The organism is Aldersonia sp. NBC_00410 (genome assembly GCF_026342035.1).
In the GTDB taxonomy this organism is placed as follows: domain Bacteria; phylum Actinomycetota; class Actinomycetes; order Mycobacteriales; family Mycobacteriaceae; genus Aldersonia.
Window position 1 is genome coordinate 19,436 of sequence record NZ_JAPENM010000017.1, and the last position, 21,691, is coordinate 41,126.

Genomic DNA, 21,691 nt, shown 5'->3' on the forward strand with positions numbered 1-21,691 from the left:
AAGCGTTCAGGGATAAGTAGACTCGCCGCCGATGAGTGCCGAACAACTTGCCTTCGAACTGACCGACACGAGCCGCGACTGGTTGATCCACCGGCCGATCGAGGTCGCGGTCTACATCGTTATCGCGATCGTGCTGCGCTTCGCGCTGCACAAGCTGATCGACCGGATGACGAAGCGTCCACAGGAGGGTGGCCGTCCGACACTGCTGCGGCCGCTACAGGAACGCGCCGGCCGCGTCCCACGCGACAGCCTGTTGACCGAGCGCCGCTCGCAGCGCGCGAAGACGATCGGCTCGGTCCTCAAATCCGCCGTGTCGATCATCGTTCTGGTCTGGTGTGTGCTGCAGGTGCTCGGCATTCTCGGCGTCAACGTCGCACCGTTCATCGCCTCGGCAGGCATCGTCGGTGTCGCGCTCGGTTTCGGTGCGCAGAACCTCGTTCGCGACTTCATCACCGGAATCTTCATGCTGCTCGAGGATCAGTACGGCGTCGGAGACGTCGTCGACCTGGGCGAGGCTGTCGGCACAGTGGAGACGGTCGGGTTGCGGGTGACCACCGTGCGCGACCTGAACGGCACGCTTTGGTACTGCCGCAACGGTGAGATCGCCCGTGTCGGCAACATGAGCCAGGGGTACGCGGTCGCCGTGCTCGACCTGCCGATCGCCCATTCGAGCAATATCCAGGAGGCTTGCGAGGTGGCGCTGACCGCCGCCGAGCAGGCGGCCGACCGCGACGAGCTGTCGCGCGACGTGATGGAGCCGCCCGAGCTGCTCGGCGTGAACAGTGTGACCGCCGAAGGGGTGATGCTGCGGTTGACCGTGCGGGTCCGGCCCGGCAAGCAGTGGGCCATGCAGCGCTCGCTGAACCGGGCGATCCTGTCCGCGTTCGATTCCGCCGGGATCCAGGCGCCCTACGCGTCGATGCTCGGCATGAACCGGCAGACCGAGAGCGCTTGAGTCCCGATGTGCCTCAGGCCTGCAGCTCGGCGCGGTGGTGCAAGTCGATGAGGCGCACGTATTCGTCGAGCAGCCGGGCCATCGGCGGCCGCAGATCACCGGAAAGCTGCTGGTAACCGACGAGCATGGCCATACCGAGCGTGGTCAGCACCTCGGCCGCCTCCTCGTCGGAGACGACCCGACGCACGGCCCGGTGCACCGTCGTCCGGCGAAGCTCGTCGACACGCCGCTGCACCTCACGCACGGTCTCGTCGTTGGCGCTCCAGGCGCGGATGGCGGCCTCCGCCGCCTGGTTGAGGCCGACCGTGAGCTGACGCAACGCGGCGATATCGGTAGCCCAATTGCCCCGGCCGAAGTTCAGTTCTCGCAGCACGGCGGCCTGCCCGCTCTCCCACGAGTGCAGGAAGCTGTCGACGAAGTCCTGCCAGCCGGTGAAGTGATGGTAGAACGAGCCGCTGGTGACGCCGAGGGTGTCGCACAGTTTCCCGATGTTGAGGCCCTTGAAGCCGGTGTCCGCCAGGATGCCGAGTGCGGCTTCGAAGTACTGCTCTCGGCTGACGATGCGTGACATCGACCTCTCGCTCCCTCGCTACCCCGTGTTCCCTGGAGTATGCCGCACGGGGTATCGGCTGCCGTGTGCGCCTGGTGGGGCACGCGGGACGTCAGTGGTGATACGGGAGTCAGTGGTGATACGGATGCATCACTGCGTGCCCGCGACCGCGGCCGATCAGCCATTTGTTCACCGGAACCGTCACGACGAACGCGACCGCGAGCGCCGTGACGAGCGTTCCCCAGAACAGCGCGTCGGCGAGTCCTGCGTGCATGGCACCGGGCACCTGGGTCAACACCACGTTGTCGACGATCTCCATCACGGCGATCGAAATGGTGTCCGCAGCGAGCGCGACGCGCACGGCCCGGCGCAACCCGGTGCCCGCGGCGAGCACCGCGCGCATGGTGAGCGCATAGCCGAACGCGAACGCCAGCACGACCGAAAGCACCACGGTGGTTCCGTTCGCCAGGCCGGCGGCGGTCCCGATGACCATCCCGAGGACTTCGCCGATCGCGCACCCGGTGAGACAGTGCAGGGTCGCCGCGACAGCCGCCGACCACCCATGCGGGTGCTCGTGGTGGTCGGCGTGTGCCGGATGGGTCGCCCGTTCGGACATAGTTCCCTTTATACCCCCATGGGGTATGAAGGCCAAGCCCGGCGCGGCGTCAGTTCTCGCGCAGGCGAGGGAAGGTCTGCGTCACGAGTGCTTCGAGCAGGTCGGTCAATAGCAGCTGTACCTGTGCCCGCGTGAGCGCGGAACGAGTGATCCACTCCCGGCTGGCCGCCTTCACGATGCCGCCGAACGCCCGCACCATCGCCAACAGCTCGGCGTCGTGCTCGGTTCCGGTCAGCCCGAGCAGCGCGAGCACCCGTTCGGCGGCGGCTTCGTCGGCCGCGTCGAGGATGCGCTGTACCTCGGGATCGTCGCCGACCCCCTCGGCGCCGGTTACCGCGACCCAAGTGCTGCCGTGTTCCTCGATCACGCCGAGCAGCCAGTCGATCCCGGCCGCGGCGCGTTCGCGCACCGTGCCTGCGGGCAACGTGACGCGATCGAACGGCGGGACGTCGACCATGCGACGAACCACGGCCAGGTACAGATCGCGCTTGGTGCCGAAGTAGTGGTTGATCAGACCGCGCGTCACACCGGCTTGTTGCGCGAGGTCCGCCGTGGACACCGCCGAATAAGGACGGTCGCCGAACATGCCGATCGCACATTCGAGGATCTGCTCACGCCGCTCGTCCGGCTCCAGCCGTCGGCGCCGCGACGCGTCGGCAACGCTCACGAGCACCTCCGATCGCCGAACCGGGCCTAATGGGCGCTGCGCAGGCTCCGCGCCTGCCAAACGGGCGCTACGGCAGGCTCCGCGCCTGTCCGGGTGCCTCAAGTATCTGCCCTTGGTGGATCGCTGATCGCGACCGGGCTACGGCTCGGCCACGAGGATGGCCGAATCGACTGATCCGAGTATGACCTGTGTCACACTGGCGCCAGATGGCTCCGGAAGCTTCCACCCATGGCGGACAAGGGAGGCACGATGGCACTGTTCGGATCGCGCCGCGCGCGCTCGATCCTCGCCCTCGGCACAGCGTTGGCCAGTTGTATCGCGATGTCGGGCTGTAGTAGCGATTCCGGCCCGCCCAAACTCACCTGGTACATCAACCCGGACAACGGCGGACAGGCCACCCGCGCTCAGCAGTGCGCGGACGCGTCCGGCGGGGCGTACCGGGTCGACATCCAGATCCTGCCGACCGACGCGACCCAGCAACGCGAACAGCTGGTGCGCCGTCTCGCGGCAAAGGACTCCTCGATCGATGCGATGAGTCTCGACGTCGTGTACACCGCGGAGTTCGCCAACGCCGGATTCCTCCGTCCCTTTACCCCGGAGGAACAGGCAAGACTCACCGACGGCATGCTTCCTGCACCGATCGAGACGGGGATGTGGAAGGACACGCTCTTCGCCACTCCGATCAAGTCGAACGCGCAGTTGCTCTGGTACCGCAAGTCACTGGTGGCCAAGGCAGGAGTGGACCCGACCAGTCCGACCTTCATCTGGGACGAGATGCAGAAGACGGCAGTCGAGCAGGGCAAGAAGATATCGGTGCCGGGTGCCCGGTACGAGGGCTTCATGGTGTGGATCAACGCACTCGTGCTCTCGGCCGGCGGTCAGATTCTCACCGACCCGGAGGCGGGCAAGGACGCCGTCCCGAGCATGGCCGGTCCAGCGGGTGACAAGGCCGCCGAGATCGTCGGCACCCTCGGACGTTCGCCCGCTGCGCCGGCGGATCTGACGGTCGCGCAGGAGGAACAGGCCCGCGCGGTCTTCCAGGGCGACAACGGCATGTTCATGGTGAACTGGCCCTACATCTACGCCGCGGCCCGCACCGCGGTCGAGGAGGGCACGCTCGACCAGTCGGTCGTCGACGACATCGGCTGGGCCCGCTACCCGCGTGTGTTCGCCGACCGGGAGAGCGCGCCGCCACTCGGCGGCGCCAACATGGCCATCGGCGCCTACTCGAAACACCCCGATCTCGCCGTGCAATTGGCCGAATGTGCCACGTCGGTGGAGAAGGCCACGCAGTACATGCTCGACGAGGGCGAGCCCTCGCCGTTCGCAGCGTCCTACGACGATCCGCGCATCCGGGAGGCGTACCCGTTCGCCGACCTCATCCGTGAGTCGATCGCACAAGGCGGGCCGCGGCCGATCACACCGTTCTATGTCGACGTGGCAGGTTCGGTGATCAACACCTGGCACCCAGCGGAATCGGTCGGGCCGCAGACCCCCGCCGACACGGACAGCTTCATGGCCGACGTGCTGAGCGGAAAGCGCTTGCTGTGAGCCGCAATCCGCAGGAAAGGAGAGTCGGATGACCGCCATCGATACGCGCCCCGAGACACCGGCGCCGCCGGCGCCACCGCCGAAATCGATCTCGGGCCGGGCCCGGGGCGAACGACGCCTCGGCCTATGGCTCTCGGCGCCGTCGTTCATCGTGATGATCCTCGTGACCGCATATCCGCTGATCTACGCGGTTGTGCTGTCGCTGTACAACTATCGGCTCACCGATCCGGAAGGGCGCGAGTTCGTCGGCCTGAGCAACTATTTCGTGATCCTGAAGGACCCGGTGTGGTGGAACGACTTTGTCACCACTGCGGTCATCACCGTGGCGACCGTCGCGATCGAGCTCGTACTCGGCTTCTTCTTCGCGTTCGTGATGTACCGGATCATCCGTGGACGCAGCGCGATCCGCACAGCGATCCTCATCCCGTACGGGATCGTCACCGTGGTCTCGGCATTCATCTGGCGGTACGCATTCGCGCTGGATTCCGGGTTCGTCAACCAGTGGTTCGGTCTCGGCGACTTCAACTGGTTCGGTGATCGATGGTCGGCGATTTTCGTCATCTGCCTATCCGAGATCTGGAAGACCACACCGTTCATTTCACTACTACTGCTCGCCGGCCTGGTGCAGGTTCCCGAGGATATGCAGGAGGCGGCGAAGGTCGACGGCGCGACCGCCTGGCAGCGGCTGTACAAGATCACGCTGCCGAACATGAAGGCCGCCATCATGGTTGCGCTGTTGTTCCGCACCCTGGACGCATGGCGCATCTTCGACAACCCGTTCATCATGACGAACGGCGCGAACAACACCGAGACCATCTCGTTCCTCGCCTATCGGCAGAACGTCACACTGGTCAATCTCGGTATGGGTTCGGCGATCTCGGTGCTGCTGTTCCTCTCCGTCGTAGCCATCGCGTGGGTCTTCGTTAAAGGCTTCAAAACCGATCTCTCCCAGGTCAGGGGTGAGTGATGAAACAGAGCCGCTGGTGGACGGTCGCCGGAATCGCGATCGTTGCCTACAGTTTCTTCCCCATGGTCTGGATGATCAGCCTGTCGTTCAAGCCACCGTCCGACATCGTCTCCGGGAAGCCGCAATTCCTGCCGACGTCGTGGACGTTCGACAACTTCACCGAGGTGTTCAGCCAGTCATTATTCACCCGGGCGCTGATCAACTCGATCGGCATCTCGCTGATCGCCACCACGCTGTCGGTGATCGTGGCGATGTTCGCCTCGTACGCGATCGCGCGGCTCGAATTCCCGGGCAAGAAGCTGCTGCTGTCCCTCGCGCTTGCCATCGCGATGTTCCCGCAGGCAGCGCTGGTCGGTCCGCTGTTCAACATGTGGCGCAGCATCGGTATCTACGACACCTGGATCGGTCTGATCATCCCTTACCTGACGTTTGCGCTGCCGCTGTCGATCTGGACCATGTCCGCGTTCTTCCGGCAGATCCCGTGGGAGATGGAACAGGCCGCGCAGGTGGACGGCGCGACCGCATGGCAGGCGTTCCGCAAGGTGATCGTGCCGCTCGCCGCCCCCGGCGTGTTCACGACCGCGATCCTCACCTTCTTCTTCTGTTGGAACGACTTCCTGTTCTCCATCTCGCTGACCTCGACCGACGCCGCACGGACCGTGCCGGCGGCACTCGCCTTCTTCCAGGGCGCGTCACAGTTCGAGTCCGCGGTGCCCTACGTGATGGCCGCCTCGGTCGTCGTCACGATCCCCGTCGTCATTCTGGTGCTGGCATTCCAACGCCGGATCGTCGCCGGCCTGACTTCCGGAGCTGTGAAGGGATGAGCCATGGCTGAGATCACAATGAAGAACATCGTGAAGACCTACGGAGACGGATTCGCGGCCGTCAACGATGTGAGTCTCGACGTGGCCGACGGTGAGTTCATGATCCTCGTCGGCCCCTCCGGATGCGGCAAATCGACGCTGCTGCGGATGATCGTCGGCCTCGAGGACATCACCTCCGGCGAGGTGACCATCGGCGGCGAGCGGGTCAACGACAAGGCGCCCCGCGAGCGCAATCTCGCGATGGTGTTCCAGAACTATGCGCTCTATCCGCATCTGACCGTCTACGAGAACATCGCGTTTCCACTCCGCCTGCAGGGCAAGCATTCCGACGAGGAGATCCGCCGGCTGGTCACCGAAGCCGCGGAGACTCTCGAACTGCAGGAACACCTCGAGCGCAAGCCTTCTCAGCTTTCCGGCGGCCAACGCCAGCGTGTTGCGATGGGCCGCGCAATCGTTCGGCAGGCGGATGCGTTCCTGTTCGACGAGCCGCTGTCGAATCTCGACGCGAAGCTGCGCGGGCAGATGCGTACCGAGATCCTGCGACTGCAACGTCGGCTCGGGGTGACGACGGTGTACGTCACCCATGACCAGACCGAGGCGATGACCCTCGGCGACCGCGTCGCGGTACTCAAACGCGGTCTGCTGCAACAGGTCGCGAGCCCGCGCGAACTCTACGAGCAGCCGGTCAACTTGTTCGTGGCGGGGTTCATCGGTTCGCCACCGATGAATTTCGTCCCCGCCGTGATCAAGGACGACGTCCTCGAACTGCCGTTCGTGGACCTCCCGCTGCACGACGAATGGCGCTCTGCGGTGGGCGATGGGACGCTGTTCATCGCCGGCATCCGGCCGGGCGCCTTCGAGGACTCCGGGTTGGTCGATCCCAGCAAGAAGGATCGCGGCGTCACCTTCGATGTCACCGTCGACGTGACCGAATGGCTGGGCAACGAGCAGTACGCGTTCGTGCCGTACGAGGCACCGCCCGAGATCGCCTCGAAACTCGCCGAGCTCGCAACTGAACTCGACAGCGAGCAGATGCGCACTCAGATGTGTGTCGAGCTCGACCCGATGAGCCGCGTCGCCGACGGCGCCAGGGCATCGCTGTGGCTCGATCCGTCCCGGATCCATCTGTTCGACCCGAGGTCGGGCGATAACCTCACGCGCGTCGCCACCGACGCGGACACCGGCCCGAACAGTGGTCGGCACCGCCTCGGCGGCGAGTCCCCCGACCCGGCCGAACCGCCCCAGCCGGCGGAGCAATCCGGCTAGCGCGAGCGCGCCGTGCGCGCACCGGAGCTTCGACTTCGGGCCGCGACCCCCGACCTGATCGCGCTGCCCTGGGACCGTCCACTCGCCGAGTGGTCGGTCCCGGAGGTGGCGTTGCGGGATGTGCCGGTCGGCCCGAGCCGGCACCTCGTGAAGTTCGCCGAGGCCGACGGGCGGCTGTGGGCGCTGAAGGAACTCCCGCCGCGGATCGCGCACAAGGAGTACACCGTGCTGCGGCGGCTCGAGGAGATGGCGCTGCCCGCCGTGCGCCCGGCGGGACTGGTCGTCCAGCACGCCGCCGGAGCGAAGCCTGCGCAGCGACCCGCTGAAACCGGAGCGGAGCCTGCGCAGCGACCCCCCGAAGCAGCGGAGCCTGCGCAGCTACCCACTGAAACAGACACCGCGATCCTGGTCACGCAGTACCTGACGGGGTCGTGGCAGTACCGGCGGCTGTTCAAACGCCTGCCGGCCGACCAGCCCAAGCACCGGGCCCGGCTGCTGGACGCGATGGCCGGACTACTCGTCGAGCTGCACCGGCACGGCGTGTTCTGGGGCGACTGCTCGCTGGCGAACACCCTGTTCTCCCGCGATGGGCAGGTACTGCAGGCGTGGCTCGTGGACGCCGAGACCAGCGAGGTGCACCCGCGCCTGTCCGACGGCCAGCGCAATCTCGACCTGGACATCCTCGTCGAGAACGTCGGCATGGGAATGATCGATCTGGCCAGCCGGCTCGACCGGCCGCCCGAGCTGTTCGGGACCCTGCTCGCCGAGGCACGTGGCATCGTCGATCGGTACGCCGAGCTGTGGCGGCTGCTGCACGCCGAACCGGAATTCGGTTTCGACGACCGCTACCGCGTCGAGGGCACCATCCGCCGGCTCAACGAGCTCGGTTTCGCCGTCGACGAGGTGAGGTTGCAGCCGGTGTCCCCGGATTCGGGCCGATTGCGTCTCGACATCGCGGTCGGCGACCGCCGCTACCACGCCGAGCGGCTGCGCGAGCTGACCGGACTCGACGTCGGCGAGGGCCAGGCACAGATCCTGCTCGGTGAGCTGCAGGCGTACCAGGCGGGACTCTTCCGGTCCCGCGGCCGCGATGTGTCCGACGAGGTGGCGGCACAGAAATGGCTCGCGGACGTGTTGCGCCCCGGCATGGCGCGGGCGCACGCCGCCGTCGAATCCGTGGGCACCCCGATCCAGGCGTACTGCGATCTACTCGAGGTGCGCTGGTTGTTGTCGGAACGGGCCGGTCACGACGTCGGTGACGACGCGGCACTGGGCGCGCTCACCCAGCGGGGCGGCGTGCCGGTGGATTCGGCGGCGAAAATGGGCGTGGCCGACACCCCGACCAGCCGGTTCCGCCGCATCGACCCCGACCGGTAGCGGGTGGTGGTCGGGATCACCGCTATGCGCCGCCGAACATGACGTCGTCTGCACCGGTAAAGGCGTCCCTGCACAGGTGAGATAATCACCCTCGTGACCCAGACGATCGACTCCGACGACCTCGCCGTGTGCCTGCGGGTGCTCGAGCAGGCCGCCGCACTCGACGCCGAGCATCCCGACTCGGTGGCGGTGCAGCACGCCGTCGGGCACATGTTCAAAAAGCTCAAGCAGCGTCGCCGCAAATCGACCCGCGATGCCGTCTCGGCGGCCGATCGCGCCGTGATCGAAGCGACCGCGACCGGGTCGGCGGAGCGGATCGACGACGAGACCGCGGGCATCCCGCTGCGCGCCACCGCGCCGGGTGCGACCGCCGGACGGCTGATCCGCGCGCGGCCCTGCTACATCTGCAAGACCGACTTCGTCGACGTCGACGCGTTCTACCACCAGCTATGCCCGGAATGCGCGGCGATGAGCCACGCCAAGCGCGACGCGCGTACCGACCTGACCGGCCGCCGCGCCCTGCTCACCGGCGGCCGCGCGAAAATCGGCATGTACATCGCCCTTCGCCTGCTGCGCGACGGTGCGCACACGACGATCACCACCCGCTTTCCCGGTGACGCGGTGCGGCGGTTCGCCGCACTGCCGGACAGCGCGGACTGGCTGCACCGGCTCCGGGTGATCGGCGTCGACCTGCGCGACCCCGCGCAGGTAGTGGCATTGGCCGACGACGTTGCCGCGCAGGGCCCGCTCGACATCCTGATCAACAATGCCGCGCAGACGGTGCGCCGCTCCCCCGGCGCGTACTCGGCACTCGTCGCCGCGGAGTCCGAGCCGTTGCCTGCCGGGATGCTGCCCGAGGTGATCACCTTCGGTAAGCCGGCGCTGGCCCACCCTGCCGCACTCACCGAGGCCTTGCCCACAACCCTGCCCGCCAGCGTAAGCGAACTCGCGATGGTCGCGGGATCTGCTTCGCTGCAACGTATTTCACAAGGGATCGCCATCGACGCCGGTGGCCTCGTGCCCGATCTCGCGCATACCAACAGCTGGGTGCAGACGGTCGGTGACGTGGATGCGACCGAACTGCTCGAGGTGCAACTGTGCAATTCGGTGGCACCATTCGTCCTGATTTCGCGGCTGCGCCCGGCCATGGCCGCCGCGCCCGCACACCGCAAGTACGTGGTGAACGTTTCGGCGATGGAAGGCCAGTTCGGGCGCGGTTACAAGGGCCCCGGCCATCCGCACACGAACATGGCGAAGGCCGCATTGAACATGCTGACGCGGACCAGCGCCGGCGAGATGCTCGAAACCGACGGCATCCTGATGACCGCGGTCGACACCGGCTGGATCACCGACGAACGTCCCCACTTCACCAAGGTGCGCCTGGCCGACGAGGGCTTTCATGCACCGCTCGACCTGGTGGACGGGGCAGCCCGGGTTTACGATCCGATCGTGCAGGGCGAGCTCGGCAACGACTTGTACGGCTGCTTCCTCAAGGACTATCGGCGCGCAGCCTGGTAGACCCGCGTGATGATGGGTAGCTTCCAGTCATGGGCCAGGACGTCGAGCTGCGGAAGTTCACCCGCCAGGATCGGCTGCGCTTTCGGCTGAAGGCGCAGGAGTGCCTCGACGTCCTCGCCTCGATGCTGTCGCACGGGCATTTCGAGGTTGGCGAGCCGAAGATCGGCATGGAGATCGAGCTCAACCTCGTCGACGAGGCGATGCAACCGGCCATGGCCAATGCCGAAGTGCTCGAGGCAATAGCCGACCCGGATTTCCAGACCGAACTCGGTCAGTTCAACATCGAAATCAATCTTGCCCCCCGCCCGTTGCAGGGCGATCACATCCGCGAACTCGAACGCGACGTGCGAAAGTCGCTGAACTCGGCGGACGAGCGGGCTCGATCGGTCGGCAGCCGGCTCGCCATGGTGGGCATGCTTCCCACGCTGACCGAGCAGCAGTTCGAGCACAAGTGGATCTCGGCGAATGCCCGCTACGACCTGATCAATCAGCAGATCTTCGCCGCCCGCGGTGAGGACATCGAATTGAACATCGGCGGTGTCCGGCTACCCGGCTCCCGTGAGGTGGAGTCGTTGTGCACCACGTCGGACACCATCATGCCGGAGGCGGCGTGCACGTCGGTGCAGCTGCACCTGCAGGTGGCGCCGGAAAGCTTTGCCGCACATTGGAATGCGGCGCAGGCGCTGGCCGGCGTACAGGTGGCTTTGGCGGCCAATTCACCGTTCTTCGCGGGTAGGGCGTTGTGGCACGAGACCCGGATCCCGATGTTCGAGCAGGCCACCGACACCCGGCCGCCGGAACTGAAGAACCAGGGGGTGCGCCCGCGAGTCTGGTTCGGGGAACGCTGGATCACTTCGATTTTCGACCTGTTCGAGGAGAATTCGCGCTACTTCCCTGCCCTGCTGCCGATCTGCAACGACGAGGATCCGCGTGCGATGTTCGAGCGCGGCGAGGTGCCCTCGCTCGCCGAGCTGAAACTGCACAACGGCACCGTCTACCGGTGGAACCGGCCCATTTACGACATCGCCAACGGCCGCTACCACCTGCGGCTGGAGAACCGCGTGCTCTCGGCCGGACCGTCGGTCATCGACACCCTCGCCGACGCCGCCTTCTACTACGGCACGCTGCGATCGTTCGTCGACGCGGACCGGCCGGTGTGGACCCAGATGTCCTTCGACGCGGCGTTGGAAAACCTGCACTCCGCCGCCCGCAGCGGTTTCAGTGCGCGGCTGTATTGGCCGGAGGTGGGCTGGGTCAGCCCGCAGGAATTGGTGTTGCGCAGGCTGCTGCCGATGGCACATGCCGGCCTCGAGGCATGCGGGGTGTCCGCGGCGGTGCGTGACCGCTACCTCGGTGTCATCGAAGGCCGTGCGCTACGGCAGCTGTCGGGTTCGGGCTGGCAGCGCGAAGCCGTCGTCGCCCGGGAACGCGCCGGCGACTCACGTGAGCAGGCGCTCGCGGGCATGCTGGCCGACTACCTGGTCAATATGCACCACGGCGACCCCGTGCACACCTGGAGTTGGTGAGGCGATGGGTTCCCGGCTGCTGGTGGATGTCATCGTCGTCGCGCATCTCGCGTTTATCGGCTATCTGGTGGCCGGTGGCTTCCTGGCGTGGCGCTGGCGGCGCACGATCTGGCTGCATATCCCGGTGGTGGCCTGGGGTTTCGCCAGCGTGATCGTCGGTGTCGAGTGTCCGTTGACCCATCTGGAGAACCGGGCCAGACAAGCCGCGGGAATGGCTGGGCTGCCGCCCACCGGGTTCATCGACCACTACCTCACCGGAGTGATCTACCCCGAGAGCACTCTCGCCGTGGTGCGGATGCTCGTCGCGGCCTGCGTCATCGGGTCGTGGTGCGGCTTCGTCGCGCGCGGCGGTGCACGTCCGGCCCACCGATCGGATCGGACGCTCGCACCGTGATTCTGCTGGACGACTGTGCCGCCGCATTAGGCTGGCCGGCAGACACTTTCGATCCACCAGCACTCGAACAGTCGGCATCGAACGACACTCGGCTGTTGGCCGCGACCCTGCCGGTAGCCGCCCTCGCCCTCGGCGCGGTCAGCGTTTTCGCCACCGCAGCCGACCGCTACCGCGCGGCCATCGGACTACCGGCGCAACGCAATCGACTCCGCCTCGACCGGGTGGCCGCCTCGTTCGCCGCGGACCGGATGATGCGCATCGACGGCGCACCCATCTCCGGGTTCGCCGAACTCTCCGGATTCTTCCCCACTTCCGACGGCTGGATCCGCACCCACGCCAACTATCCGCACCACCGAACGCGACTGCTCGAGGTGCTCGATCTCCCGCCCCACGCGGACCGCGATCTCGCTGCCCGGCGGATCGAGACCATGCGCGCCGCCGACCTCGAGGATGCGGCCGCGGCGGCGGGGGCCATCGCCGTCCGCGTCCGCGACGAAACCGAATGGGCGGCAAGCGAACCGGGTCGCGCTGCCGCACAGGCACCGATCGTGGACGTACAGGACCGGGATGACCGCGCCGTGACCGGGCCGGGCGACGCGAGCGCCACCGTCGACAAACCGTTGGCCGGTATGCGCGTGCTCGACCTGACCCGCGTCATCGCCGGTCCCACCGCCAGCCGTGCGCTGGCCCTGCTCGGCGCCGAGGTATTGCGGATCGACTCCCCCGCGTTGCCCGAGATCGAGTGGCAGCACCTGGAGAACGGTCAGGGCAAGGCGTCCGCGTTGCTCGATGTCGTCACCGACTCCCCCGCCGCCCGCGGCCTCGCCGCGCGCGCCGACGTGCTGGTCACCGGCTATCGGCCCGGCGCGTTGGGCGGCTTCGGTGACCTCGCGCCGACCGTGGCGCCGGGAATCGTCCGGGCACGGTTGTCCGCGTGGGGCGAGTCGGGACCGTGGTCGGGCCGGCGCGGGTTCGATTCCATCGTGCAAGCCGCGAGCGGGATCGCCTTCGTGGAAGGGGCGGTCATGGAAGGGGCGCCGCAGCCGGGCGCGCTTCCCGCTCAGGCGCTCGACCACGCGACGGGCTATCTCCTCGCTGCCGGTGTCCTCGATGCCCTCACCCGCCGCCGCACGGACGAACGCGGGCACGACGTGCGTGTGTCACTGGCGCGGACCGCGGCGTGGCTGCTCGCCGCCCCCGGTCGCGACCCGTATCACCCGGCGCCCACGCTGCCCGGCGAGGACACCCTGGTCACCAACGGACGGATCAGGGCACCGCGTCCCGCGCTTGCGGAGTACGACGATTATCCCGAACCTGCGCACCCCTGGGGCAGCGATGTTCCAGCATGGCTGAATACCTGACGCCGGGCAGAGGAGTTCGGGTGGCGATCGACAACGACGTCTACGACCGCATCGGAGCGGGATGGTGGGACGAGGAGAATCCGCTCAACATGCTGGCGGGCAGCATGACGCCCGCCCGGTTCTCCTACTTCACCTCGGTGCTACGCCGGCACGGCATCTCCCTCGATGGCGTACGCGCCCTCGACGTCGGCTGCGGCGGCGGATTCATGGCCGAACAATTTGCCCGCTCGGGTGCGCGCGTGCTCGGCGTCGACCCCTCCGAAGTCTCGATCGCGGCAGCGCGTCGGCACGCGGCGGCCGAAGATCTGCCGATCGCCTACCGCGCCGGCGTCGGCGAGCGACTCCCGGTCGCCGACGCGGAGTTCGACATCGCCTACTGCTGTGACGTGCTCGAGCACGTCGAGGATTTGGACCGGGTGCTCGCCGAGACCGCACGCGCGATCGCCCCGGGCGGGTTCTACTTCTTCGACACGCTCAATCGCACGTGGCTGGCGAAACTGCTCATGATCAAGATCCCCCAGGACTGGCGGTTGACCCGAGTGTTCGATACTCCGGTGCACGACTATTCGATGTTCATCACCCCGGCGGAACTCGGCGAAGCGTTGCGGCGCAACGGTTTTGTGGTCGGCGAGTTCGTCGGTCTCGGTCCGCGCCCCGTCGATCCTCGGGTGGCAGTCGACCTGGTGCGAGCCAGGCTCGGGCGGGTGAGTTTCGGCGAGTTCAGCCGTCGTCTCCGTTTCGGCAGGCTGCCGTTCACCCGAGCCGCGTACATGGGTTATGCGGTGCGGTTCGCCGGCTGAGACGCGGGCCGTAGAGCGTGCGCCGCAGGGGCGCGCACGCACAGACCGGTATGTTCGCAACTAGTTGTTTCACACCAGAAAGAGGACGACACATGCGGCGCAGCGCGACCATGCTGGGAGCAATGGCGGCGGCAGCGGCCATCGTTACGACCCCGGTGGCCCTGACCGCAACCACGACGCCCGCGCTGGCGGCTCCCGCGGCCACGCAATCGTCGGTAACGCAGGCCGGCGCCCGGATCGCGCTCGACGGCACCGAGAACACCCGCACCCTGGCCGGTTTCCGCACCACGGACGGCAGCGTCGTGCGCGCCAATCGCGTGCTGCGCTCCGATGACCTGTCCACGCTCAGCCCCGCCGATTTCGCTCGATTGCAGGAACAGCGTCTCGGCGTGGTCGTGGACCTGCGCACCGGGTTGGAACGCACGCTGCAGCCCGACAAGGCGGTGCCCGACACCCGTGCCGAATGGTTCGACGTGCTCGGCGCGCTGCCGTTGACCTCGCTGGTCGACCTGTCATCGAGCTACCGCGCATTCGTCACCGACCCGGCCGCCCGCGCCGCGTTCGGCGCGACCCTGCACACCATCGAAGCCACTGCCGCCGACGGCAGGGCCGTGCTCTACCACTGCTCGGCGGGCAAGGACCGCACCGGCTGGACCACGGCGGTACTGCTCACCATCCTCGGCGTCGACCGCGAGCAGGTCGAAGCCGACTTCCTGGCCAGCAACACCTACCGCAACGCCTCGCCCGCCGACCCGCTCAACGGGGTCGATATCGACTGGCTGCGCACCGCATTCCGTACCGCCGACGCAACGTTCGGCAGCTTCGACAACTATGTTCGCGACGGCCTCGGCCTGACCGCGAGCGACATCGACAGCCTGCGCACCGAGCTGCTCGATCCCGCAGGCGCCCCCGCGGGAAAGTAGTCAGCCGCCGGTCGGCGGGGGCGGCGCGTCGACGATCTTGATATCGAAGTTGGCGGTGCCCTGGTCCACGGTCGTCACTGTTGCCTGGGCACCGTAGGTGGTACCGCCACCGACGACAGTGCATGTTTCCGTCGCCCCAACCTCGGCGGCCAGGTCGTTCGCGCACGTCACCGAGTCAACGGGGCGACCCGCCATGGTCAGCTGCTGCTTGATCTGCGACGCCACGTCCGGTGCGGCAACGCTCTTTGCGTCCGCGCCGCAGGCGCCGAGCGCGCCCAGCGAGACCGTTGCGAAGACCAGAGCACACCCGATTCGTGATCGTGCCGACATGCCTCATCACCTTCGATTCGGGTTGACGGTTTGCTCAACGTCGATGGTTGGCTCGACACCGTCCAGGCTCGCACACCGCTGCAGCCCGCGCGGCAAAAGAGCGAGAGCCGCCCGCGGCGGTTGCGGCGAAGGTTGCATGATGGTCCGGTGACGAAACTGGTAGTCGATGTCGATACCGGGATCGACGATTCGCTCGCCCTGGTGTTCCTGCTCGCCAGCCCCGACGCCGACATCGTCGGTATCGCGAGCACCGCGGGCAATGTCGGTGTCGCGCAAGTCGCGGCGAACAACCTCGCCTGGCTCGATGTCTGCCAGGCACCGCCGATCGAGGTCGCGGTCGGTTCACCGGTCCCGCTGGTGATTCCACTGCGAACGACCGAGGACACCCACGGGCCGCAGGGAATCGGCTTCGCCGAGCTACCGCCGTCCGGCCGTGCGGTGTCGGATCGGTCGGCCGCGGACATGTGGGCCGATCTAGTGCGTTCGAATCCGGGCGAAGTTACCGGGTTGGTCACCGGCCCGCTGACCAACCTCGCGCTCGCTTTGCGGATCGAACCCGACCTGCCGCACCTGCTGCAGCGACTGGTCGTCATGGGCGGTGCGTTCAACTACGCCGGGAACACCACCCCCACCACCGAGTGGAACATCTCGGTGGATCCGGAGGCGGCCAAGGTCGTGTTCGACGCGTTCTCGGTCGTACCCCCGGAGCGCCGGCCGATCGTGTGCGCGCTCGACATCACCGAACGGATCGAGATGCGCTCCGAGCATCTCGAGCGGCTCGGCGCCCGAGCCGGCAGCAGCCCCGCCGAACGCGTCGATGCCACCGACCCCCAACACGCCCGGTCCGCGGCGAGCAATCCGGTGGTGCGCCATCTCTCCGACGCCGTGCGGTTCTACATGACCTTCCACCGCCAACAGGGGCTCGGGCATATCAGCCACATGCACGATCCCTTCGCCGCCGCGGTCGCGCTCGATCCGTCGCTGGTCGCCACCCGACCCGCGACGGTCGATGTCGAACTTGCCGGCACATTGACGCGCGGCATGACGGTCGCAGACTGGGCCGGCATGTGGGGTCGCCCGCCGAATGTCGACATCGCCTGCGACACGAACCCGGACGCGTTCTTCGACCTGCTCATCGAACGGGTCGGGGATTTTGCAGCACGTCTCTACCCACCGGAGGGAGCGCGACCATGACCGCCGCCGACAACCCGGACCGCTCGGACGAAATCGCGGCGGTGATCGCGTTCTGGCGCGGGCTCGGTCTGCCCGGAATCGTCGATGTGCACACGCATTTCATGCCCGACCCGGTGATGCGCAAGGTGTGGGAGTACTTCGAGGCCGGCGGCCCGCTGATCGGCGGGCCCTGGCCGATCTCGTACCGCGACGACGAATTGACCCGACTGAACCTGTTGCGCGAGTTCGGTGTTCGAGCCTTCACTGCGCTGGTGTACCCACACAAGCCGGGCATGGCGGAGTGGCTCAACGCATGGTCGGCGGAGTTTGCCGCGCGTTCCCCGGGTTGCCTGCAGACCGCGACATTCTTCCCGGAGCCGAATGCGCTGTGGTACACCACGGCGGCAATCGAGGCGGGCGCCCGAGTTTTCAAAGCGCACCTCCAGGTCGGCAATTACAACCCTGCCGACCCGGCGCTCGACGATGTGTGGGGACTACTCGAGGACAGCGGCGTGCCGGTCGTCATCCATTGCGGCTCGGACCCCGTGCCAGGCAAGTTCACCGGTGTCGAGCCCATGCGTGCGCTGCTGCACCGTCATCCCAACCTGCCGGTGATCGTCGCGCATCTCGGCAGCCCGGAGTTCGTCGAGTTCCTCGACCTGGCCGAGGAGTTTCCCGCCATCTACCTCGACACGACGATGGTGTTCACCGATTTCACCGAACGAATGGCGGCGTTTCCGCGCACCGAACTGGACCGCCTCGCCGACTTCTCCAACCGGATCCTGTTCGGCAGCGATTTCCCGAACATCCCCTACCGCTACCTCGACGCGCTCACCGGCCTGCCCGGCGCCGAGCTGGGCGAGGACTGGCTGCGCCGGGTCTGCTATCACAACGGCGCCGAGTTGTTCGCGCTGCACGAAAACTAGGCTGCGCAAAAACTAGAACACGTTATTGCTCTGGCGCGGCTGGCGTGGAAAGCTCTGCGCATGGACCTCGAGGCGATCGAAAGCATCCGGCAGCTCAAGTACCGCTATTTCCGGTCGCTCGACCTCAAGTTGTGGGACGAGTTCGCCGACACCCTTACCGACGACGTCGATGGCGCGTACGGCACGAAGGTCTACGGCGAGCCGCTCTCCTTCACCGGCCGTGACGAGGTAACCAAGTTCATGCGGGAGAACATCACCGAGACGATGCTCACCGTGCACGTGGCCAACCACCCCGAAATCGAGGTCAACGGCGATACCGCGACGGCCTCTTGGTGTTTCGAGGACACCGTGATCGTGCCGGAGTACCGCGTGAAGATCCGGGGCGCCGGCTACTACAGCGACAGCTACCGCCGTGACGCCGACGGAAAATGGCGGATCAGCAAGATCGGCTACACCCGGATCTACGAGGCGATGGAGTCGCTCGACGACACCCCGAGCTGGAAGCTGCTGCACCCCGCCTGAATTCCACAGCCACCTCCGCGGAGTGAACGGAAGCGTTCACTCCGCTGAACGCACCAAATCTTCCGTTCACGAGACGAGCGCGACAGGGTTATCCACACCCCCATGCCCGAATGAACGGACCGTTCAGGCGATCTGATCGACTGAACGGTTCCGTTCAGTCGATGGGGACGAACCCGTCAGGCGTCGAACGCGTTCAGGATCTCCTGCGCGGCCAGTGCCGCGGTGAGCGATCCGTCGCGCACCTGCTGTTCGACGCCGCCGCGGATCTGCTTGACCCGCGGATTGTCGGCCAGCCGGCGCAGCAGCTGATCGTTGACCATCGTCCAGGTCCAGTCGACCTGCTGACGGCGGCGCTTCTCGTCGAACTCGCCGGCCTCGCTGAGCACGTCGCGGTGTTTGCACACGGTGTCCCAGAACTTGTCCAGGCCATTGCCTTCCAGCCCGCTCATCGTGATCACCGGTGGGCGCCACAGTGACTCGCGCGGATGGATCAGGTGTAGCGCCCCGGCGAGTTCGCGCGCGGCGGACTTCGCCTCGATCAGATGTTTGCCGTCCGCCTTGTTCACCGCGACCAGATCGGCGAGCTCGAGCACACCCTTCTTGATGCCCTGCAACTGATCTCCGGTTCGCGCCAGCGTCAGGAAGCAGAACATGTCGACCATGTTGGCGACGGTCACCTCGGACTGCCCGACACCGACCGTCTCGATCAAGATCACGTCGTAACCCGCCGACTCGAGCAGCACGATCGTCTCGCGCGTGGCCTTTGCGACACCGCCGAGCGTGCCCGCCGTCGGCGACGGACGGATGTAGGCCTTCGGGTCCACCGACAGCCGAGCCATCCGGGTCTTGTCCCCGAGGATGGATCCGCCGGTGCGGGTGCTCGACGGATCGACCGCGAGCACCGCCACCCGATGGCCGCGCTCGATCAGGTACATGCCGAGCGCGTCGATGAACGTCGACTTGCCGACGCCGGGCACACCGGTGATACCGACACGGTGCGCGGTCGCCCGCTCACCGGCATCGGACATCAGCTCGAGCAGCAGGCGCTGCGCCGCTTCGCGGTGATCGGCACGGGTCGATTCGATCAGCGTGATCGCGCGCGCCAGCCCGGCCCGTTCGTTGGCGCGTACCGCTTTCGCGAGCGCCTCGACATCAACCGGGCGGCGGCCCGATCCGCCTACCGGACGATCACCCATCGGTGAGGTCGTGACCCAACTGCTTGCCCAGCTTCTCGAGCAGGCCGATCGCCGCGTCCGCGATCACCGTTCCCGGCGGGAAGATCGCCGATGCGCCCGCCGCGTAGAGCTCGTCGAAGTCGCCCGGCGGAATGACGCCACCGACCACGATCATGATGTCTTCCCGGCCGACCCCGGCCAGCGCCTCGCGCAGCGCGGGCACCAGGGTGAGGTGACCGGCGGCCAGCGACGAAACCCCGACCACGTGCACGTCGTTGTCCGCCGCCTGCGCCGCCACCTCTTCCGGGGTCTGGAACAGCGGTCCCACGTCGACGTCGAAGCCGAGGTCGGCGAACGCCGTGGCGATCACCTTCTGACCGCGGTCGTGACCGTCCTGGCCCATCTTGGCGATGAGCACACGCGGCCGGCGGCCTTCATCCTCGGCGAACTTCTCGACCAAGTCGGTGGCCTTGGTGATGTTCGGGGACTTGCCCGCCTCGTCTCGGTACACGCCACTGATTGTCCTGATCTCGGCCTGATGGCGCCCGTAGACCTGCTCGAGCGCGTCGGATATCTCGCCGACCGTGGCCTTGTGGCGAGCGGCGTCGATGGCCAGCGCCATCAAGTTGTTCTCCATGCCGCCCTCGCTCGAGGCCGCGGCACGCGACAGGTTTGCCAGCGCGGCAGCGACGGCGTCGGCGTCCCGCTCGGCACGCAGCCGCCCGAGCTTCTCGAGCTGCTCGCGGCGCACCTTCGAATTCTCGACCTTGAGCACCTCGATCGAGTCGAGCTCGTCGGGGATGTACTTGTTGACCCCGATCAGGGTCTGCCCGCCGGAATCGATTCGCGCCTGCGTACGGGCGGCGGCCTCCTCGATGCGCAACTTCGGGATACCCTCGCCGATCGCCTGCGCCATGCCGCCGGCTTCCTCGACCTCGGCGATATGCGCACGGGCCCGCTCGGCGAGGTGGTGGGTGAGCCACTCGACGTAGTAGGAGCCGCCCCACGGGTCGATCGGGCGGGTGGTGCCGGACTCCTGCTGCAGCACGAGCTGGGTGTTGCGCGCGATGCGGGCGGAGAAGTCCGTCGGCAGCGCGATCGCCTCGTCGAGCGCGTTGGTGTGCAGCGACTGGGTGTGGCCCTGGGTGGCGGCCATCGCCTCGATGCACGTGCGCGCCACGTTGTTGAACACGTCCTGCGCGGTCAGCGACCAGCCCGACGTCTGCGAATGTGTCCGCAGCGACAGCGATTTCGCCGACTTCGGGTCGAACTTCGCGACCAGTTCGCTCCACAGCAGCCGCGCCGCACGCAGCTTGGCGACCTCCATGAAGAAGTTCATGCCGATGCCCCAGAAGAACGACAACCGCGGGGCGAACTTGTCGATGTCGATACCGGCGTCCAGACCGGCCCGGATGTACTCGAGGCCGTCGGCGAGGGTGTAGGCCAGCTCCAGATCGGCCGTCGCGCCGGCCTCCTGGATGTGGTATCCGGAGATCGAGATCGAGTTGAACTTCGGCATATGCGTCGAGGTGTACTCGAAGATGTTCGAGATGATCCGCATCGACGGCTTCGGCGGATAGATGTAGGTGTTGCGGACCATGAACTCTTTGAGGATGTCGTTCTGGATGGTCCCGGCGAGCTTCTCCGGCGGCACCCCCTGCTCCTCGGCCGCCACCACATAGAGCGCGAGGATCGGCAGCACGGCGCCGTTCATCGTCATCGACACCGAGACGTTGCCGAGGTCGATACCGTCGAACAACTGGCGCATGTCGAGGATGGAATCGATGGCGACGCCGGCCATTCCCACATCACCGGCGACACGCGGATGGTCGGAGTCGTAGCCACGGTGGGTGGCCAGGTCGAACGCGACCGACAGGCCCTTCTGGCCGGCCGCCAGGTTGCGGCGGTAGAACGCGTTGGATTCCGCGGCGGTGGAGAAGCCGGCGTACTGCCGAATGGTCCACGGCTGGTTGACGTACATCGTCGGGTACGGGCCGCGCAGGAACGGCACCTGACCGGGGAACGTGTCGAGTGGATAGCCCTGTGCAGCAATCTCTTTGCGGTCGGCGTCGGTGTAGACCGGCTTGACGTCGATGCCTTCGGGCGTGGTCCACACGACCTGGTCGGTGGTGTAGCCGTTGGCGGCAGCACCGGCCTCGATATGGGCGCGCGCGTCGGTCTCGGTGGGCGCGACCGGGGCCGGCGCCGCCGGGTCGACGAGGGGGACATCGGCGAAGCTGCCGATGGTGTGATGCACCGTCGTCATGGTG

At 67.0% G+C, this 21,691-nt stretch carries 21 protein-coding genes; 15 read left to right on the forward strand and 6 right to left on the reverse strand.

What is annotated here, in order from left to right:
• Positions 1–31: 31 nt before the first annotated feature.
• The gene (locus OG921_RS25905; protein ID WP_266115428.1) at positions 32–955 is read left to right on the forward strand and encodes a mechanosensitive ion channel family protein; all 924 of its coding nucleotides are present in this window, start codon (positions 32–34) and stop codon (positions 953–955) included.
• Positions 956–968: 13 nt separating this feature from the next.
• Here the strand turns inward: OG921_RS25905 and OG921_RS25910 are convergent, their stop codons facing one another.
• From OG921_RS25910 to OG921_RS25920, 3 genes are all read right to left on the reverse strand, one after another.
• Positions 969–1,526 (reverse strand): TetR/AcrR family transcriptional regulator, encoded by a 558-nt coding sequence (locus OG921_RS25910; protein WP_266115429.1) that lies wholly within the window; start codon positions 1,524–1,526, stop codon positions 969–971.
• 109 nt (positions 1,527–1,635) lie between these two features.
• Complete coding sequence (locus OG921_RS25915) at positions 1,636–2,121, reverse strand: DUF4396 domain-containing protein (protein ID WP_266115430.1); 486 nt, start codon at positions 2,119–2,121, stop codon at positions 1,636–1,638.
• A gap of 49 nt (positions 2,122–2,170) precedes the next feature.
• Positions 2,171–2,788 (reverse strand): TetR/AcrR family transcriptional regulator, encoded by a 618-nt coding sequence (locus OG921_RS25920; protein ID WP_266115431.1) that lies wholly within the window; start codon positions 2,786–2,788, stop codon positions 2,171–2,173.
• Between the two features lie 228 nt (positions 2,789–3,016).
• Here OG921_RS25920 and OG921_RS25925 point away from each other — a divergent pair, with 228 nt between their 5' ends.
• The 11 genes from OG921_RS25925 (at position 3,017) to OG921_RS25975 (ending at position 15,295) form a co-directional block, all read left to right on the forward strand.
• Positions 3,017–4,339 carry an extracellular solute-binding protein gene (locus OG921_RS25925; protein ID WP_266115432.1) on the forward strand — a complete coding sequence of 441 codons (1,323 nt, stop codon included), beginning with the start codon at positions 3,017–3,019 and terminating at the stop codon, positions 4,337–4,339.
• Between the two features lie 28 nt (positions 4,340–4,367).
• On the forward strand, positions 4,368–5,306 hold the full coding sequence (locus OG921_RS25930; protein WP_266115433.1) for a carbohydrate ABC transporter permease: 939 nt from the start codon (positions 4,368–4,370) through the stop codon (positions 5,304–5,306).
• A complete protein-coding gene (locus OG921_RS25935; RefSeq protein ID WP_266115434.1) occupies positions 5,306–6,130 on the forward strand; it encodes a carbohydrate ABC transporter permease in 825 nt (274 codons plus the stop codon). Before OG921_RS25930 ends, OG921_RS25935 begins: the two co-directional genes overlap by 1 nt.
• A 3-nt stretch (positions 6,131–6,133) precedes the next feature.
• Positions 6,134–7,396 carry an ABC transporter ATP-binding protein gene (locus OG921_RS25940; RefSeq protein ID WP_266115435.1) on the forward strand — a complete coding sequence of 421 codons (1,263 nt, stop codon included), beginning with the start codon at positions 6,134–6,136 and terminating at the stop codon, positions 7,394–7,396.
• A gap of 12 nt (positions 7,397–7,408) precedes the next feature.
• Positions 7,409–8,773: a DUF4032 domain-containing protein gene (locus OG921_RS25945; protein WP_266115436.1), complete on the forward strand. Its 1,365-nt coding sequence runs from the start codon at positions 7,409–7,411 to the stop codon at positions 8,771–8,773.
• A gap of 84 nt (positions 8,774–8,857) precedes the next feature.
• The gene (locus tag OG921_RS25950; protein ID WP_266115470.1) at positions 8,858–10,291 is read left to right on the forward strand and encodes an SDR family NAD(P)-dependent oxidoreductase; all 1,434 of its coding nucleotides are present in this window, start codon (positions 8,858–8,860) and stop codon (positions 10,289–10,291) included.
• 29 nt (positions 10,292–10,320) lie between these two features.
• The gene (locus OG921_RS25955) at positions 10,321–11,817 is read left to right on the forward strand and encodes a glutamate-cysteine ligase family protein (RefSeq protein ID WP_266115437.1); all 1,497 of its coding nucleotides are present in this window, start codon (positions 10,321–10,323) and stop codon (positions 11,815–11,817) included.
• A gap of 4 nt (positions 11,818–11,821) precedes the next feature.
• Positions 11,822–12,211, forward strand: a complete 390-nt coding sequence (locus OG921_RS25960; protein ID WP_266115438.1) for a DUF2784 domain-containing protein — start codon at positions 11,822–11,824, stop codon at positions 12,209–12,211.
• 92 nt (positions 12,212–12,303) lie between these two features.
• Positions 12,304–13,572 (forward strand): CoA transferase, encoded by a 1,269-nt coding sequence (locus tag OG921_RS25965; protein ID WP_266115471.1) that lies wholly within the window; start codon positions 12,304–12,306, stop codon positions 13,570–13,572.
• Positions 13,573–13,592: 20 nt separating this feature from the next.
• On the forward strand, positions 13,593–14,372 hold the full coding sequence (ubiG, locus tag OG921_RS25970) for a bifunctional 2-polyprenyl-6-hydroxyphenol methylase/3-demethylubiquinol 3-O-methyltransferase UbiG (protein WP_266115439.1): 780 nt from the start codon (positions 13,593–13,595) through the stop codon (positions 14,370–14,372).
• A gap of 92 nt (positions 14,373–14,464) precedes the next feature.
• On the forward strand, positions 14,465–15,295 hold the full coding sequence (locus OG921_RS25975) for a tyrosine-protein phosphatase (protein WP_266115440.1): 831 nt from the start codon (positions 14,465–14,467) through the stop codon (positions 15,293–15,295).
• Here OG921_RS25975 and OG921_RS25980 read toward each other — a convergent pair whose 3' ends face one another.
• Entirely contained in the window at positions 15,296–15,625 is a 330-nt protein-coding gene (locus tag OG921_RS25980; RefSeq protein WP_266115441.1) for a DUF4333 domain-containing protein, read from the reverse strand.
• Positions 15,626–15,772: 147 nt separating this feature from the next.
• Between OG921_RS25980 and OG921_RS25985 the strand changes: the two genes are divergently transcribed.
• From OG921_RS25985 to OG921_RS25995, 3 genes are read left to right on the forward strand one after another with little or no spacing between them, the layout of a single operon-like run.
• Positions 15,773–16,819 carry a nucleoside hydrolase gene (locus OG921_RS25985; protein ID WP_266115442.1) on the forward strand — a complete coding sequence of 349 codons (1,047 nt, stop codon included), beginning with the start codon at positions 15,773–15,775 and terminating at the stop codon, positions 16,817–16,819.
• Complete coding sequence (locus OG921_RS25990; RefSeq protein ID WP_266115443.1) at positions 16,816–17,724, forward strand: amidohydrolase family protein; 909 nt, start codon at positions 16,816–16,818, stop codon at positions 17,722–17,724. The genes OG921_RS25985 and OG921_RS25990 overlap by 4 nt, the downstream gene beginning before the upstream one ends.
• Before the next feature lie 60 nt (positions 17,725–17,784).
• A complete protein-coding gene (locus OG921_RS25995) occupies positions 17,785–18,246 on the forward strand; it encodes a nuclear transport factor 2 family protein (RefSeq protein ID WP_266115444.1) in 462 nt (153 codons plus the stop codon).
• 176 nt (positions 18,247–18,422) lie between these two features.
• Here the strand turns inward: OG921_RS25995 and meaB are convergent, their stop codons facing one another.
• A complete protein-coding gene (gene meaB, locus OG921_RS26000; RefSeq protein WP_266115445.1) occupies positions 18,423–19,442 on the reverse strand; it encodes a methylmalonyl Co-A mutase-associated GTPase MeaB in 1,020 nt (339 codons plus the stop codon).
• Positions 19,435–21,687: a methylmalonyl-CoA mutase gene (gene scpA / locus OG921_RS26005; protein WP_266115446.1), complete on the reverse strand. Its 2,253-nt coding sequence runs from the start codon at positions 21,685–21,687 to the stop codon at positions 19,435–19,437. Before scpA ends, meaB begins: the two co-directional genes overlap by 8 nt.
• Between the last annotated feature and the right edge of the window lie 4 nt (positions 21,688–21,691).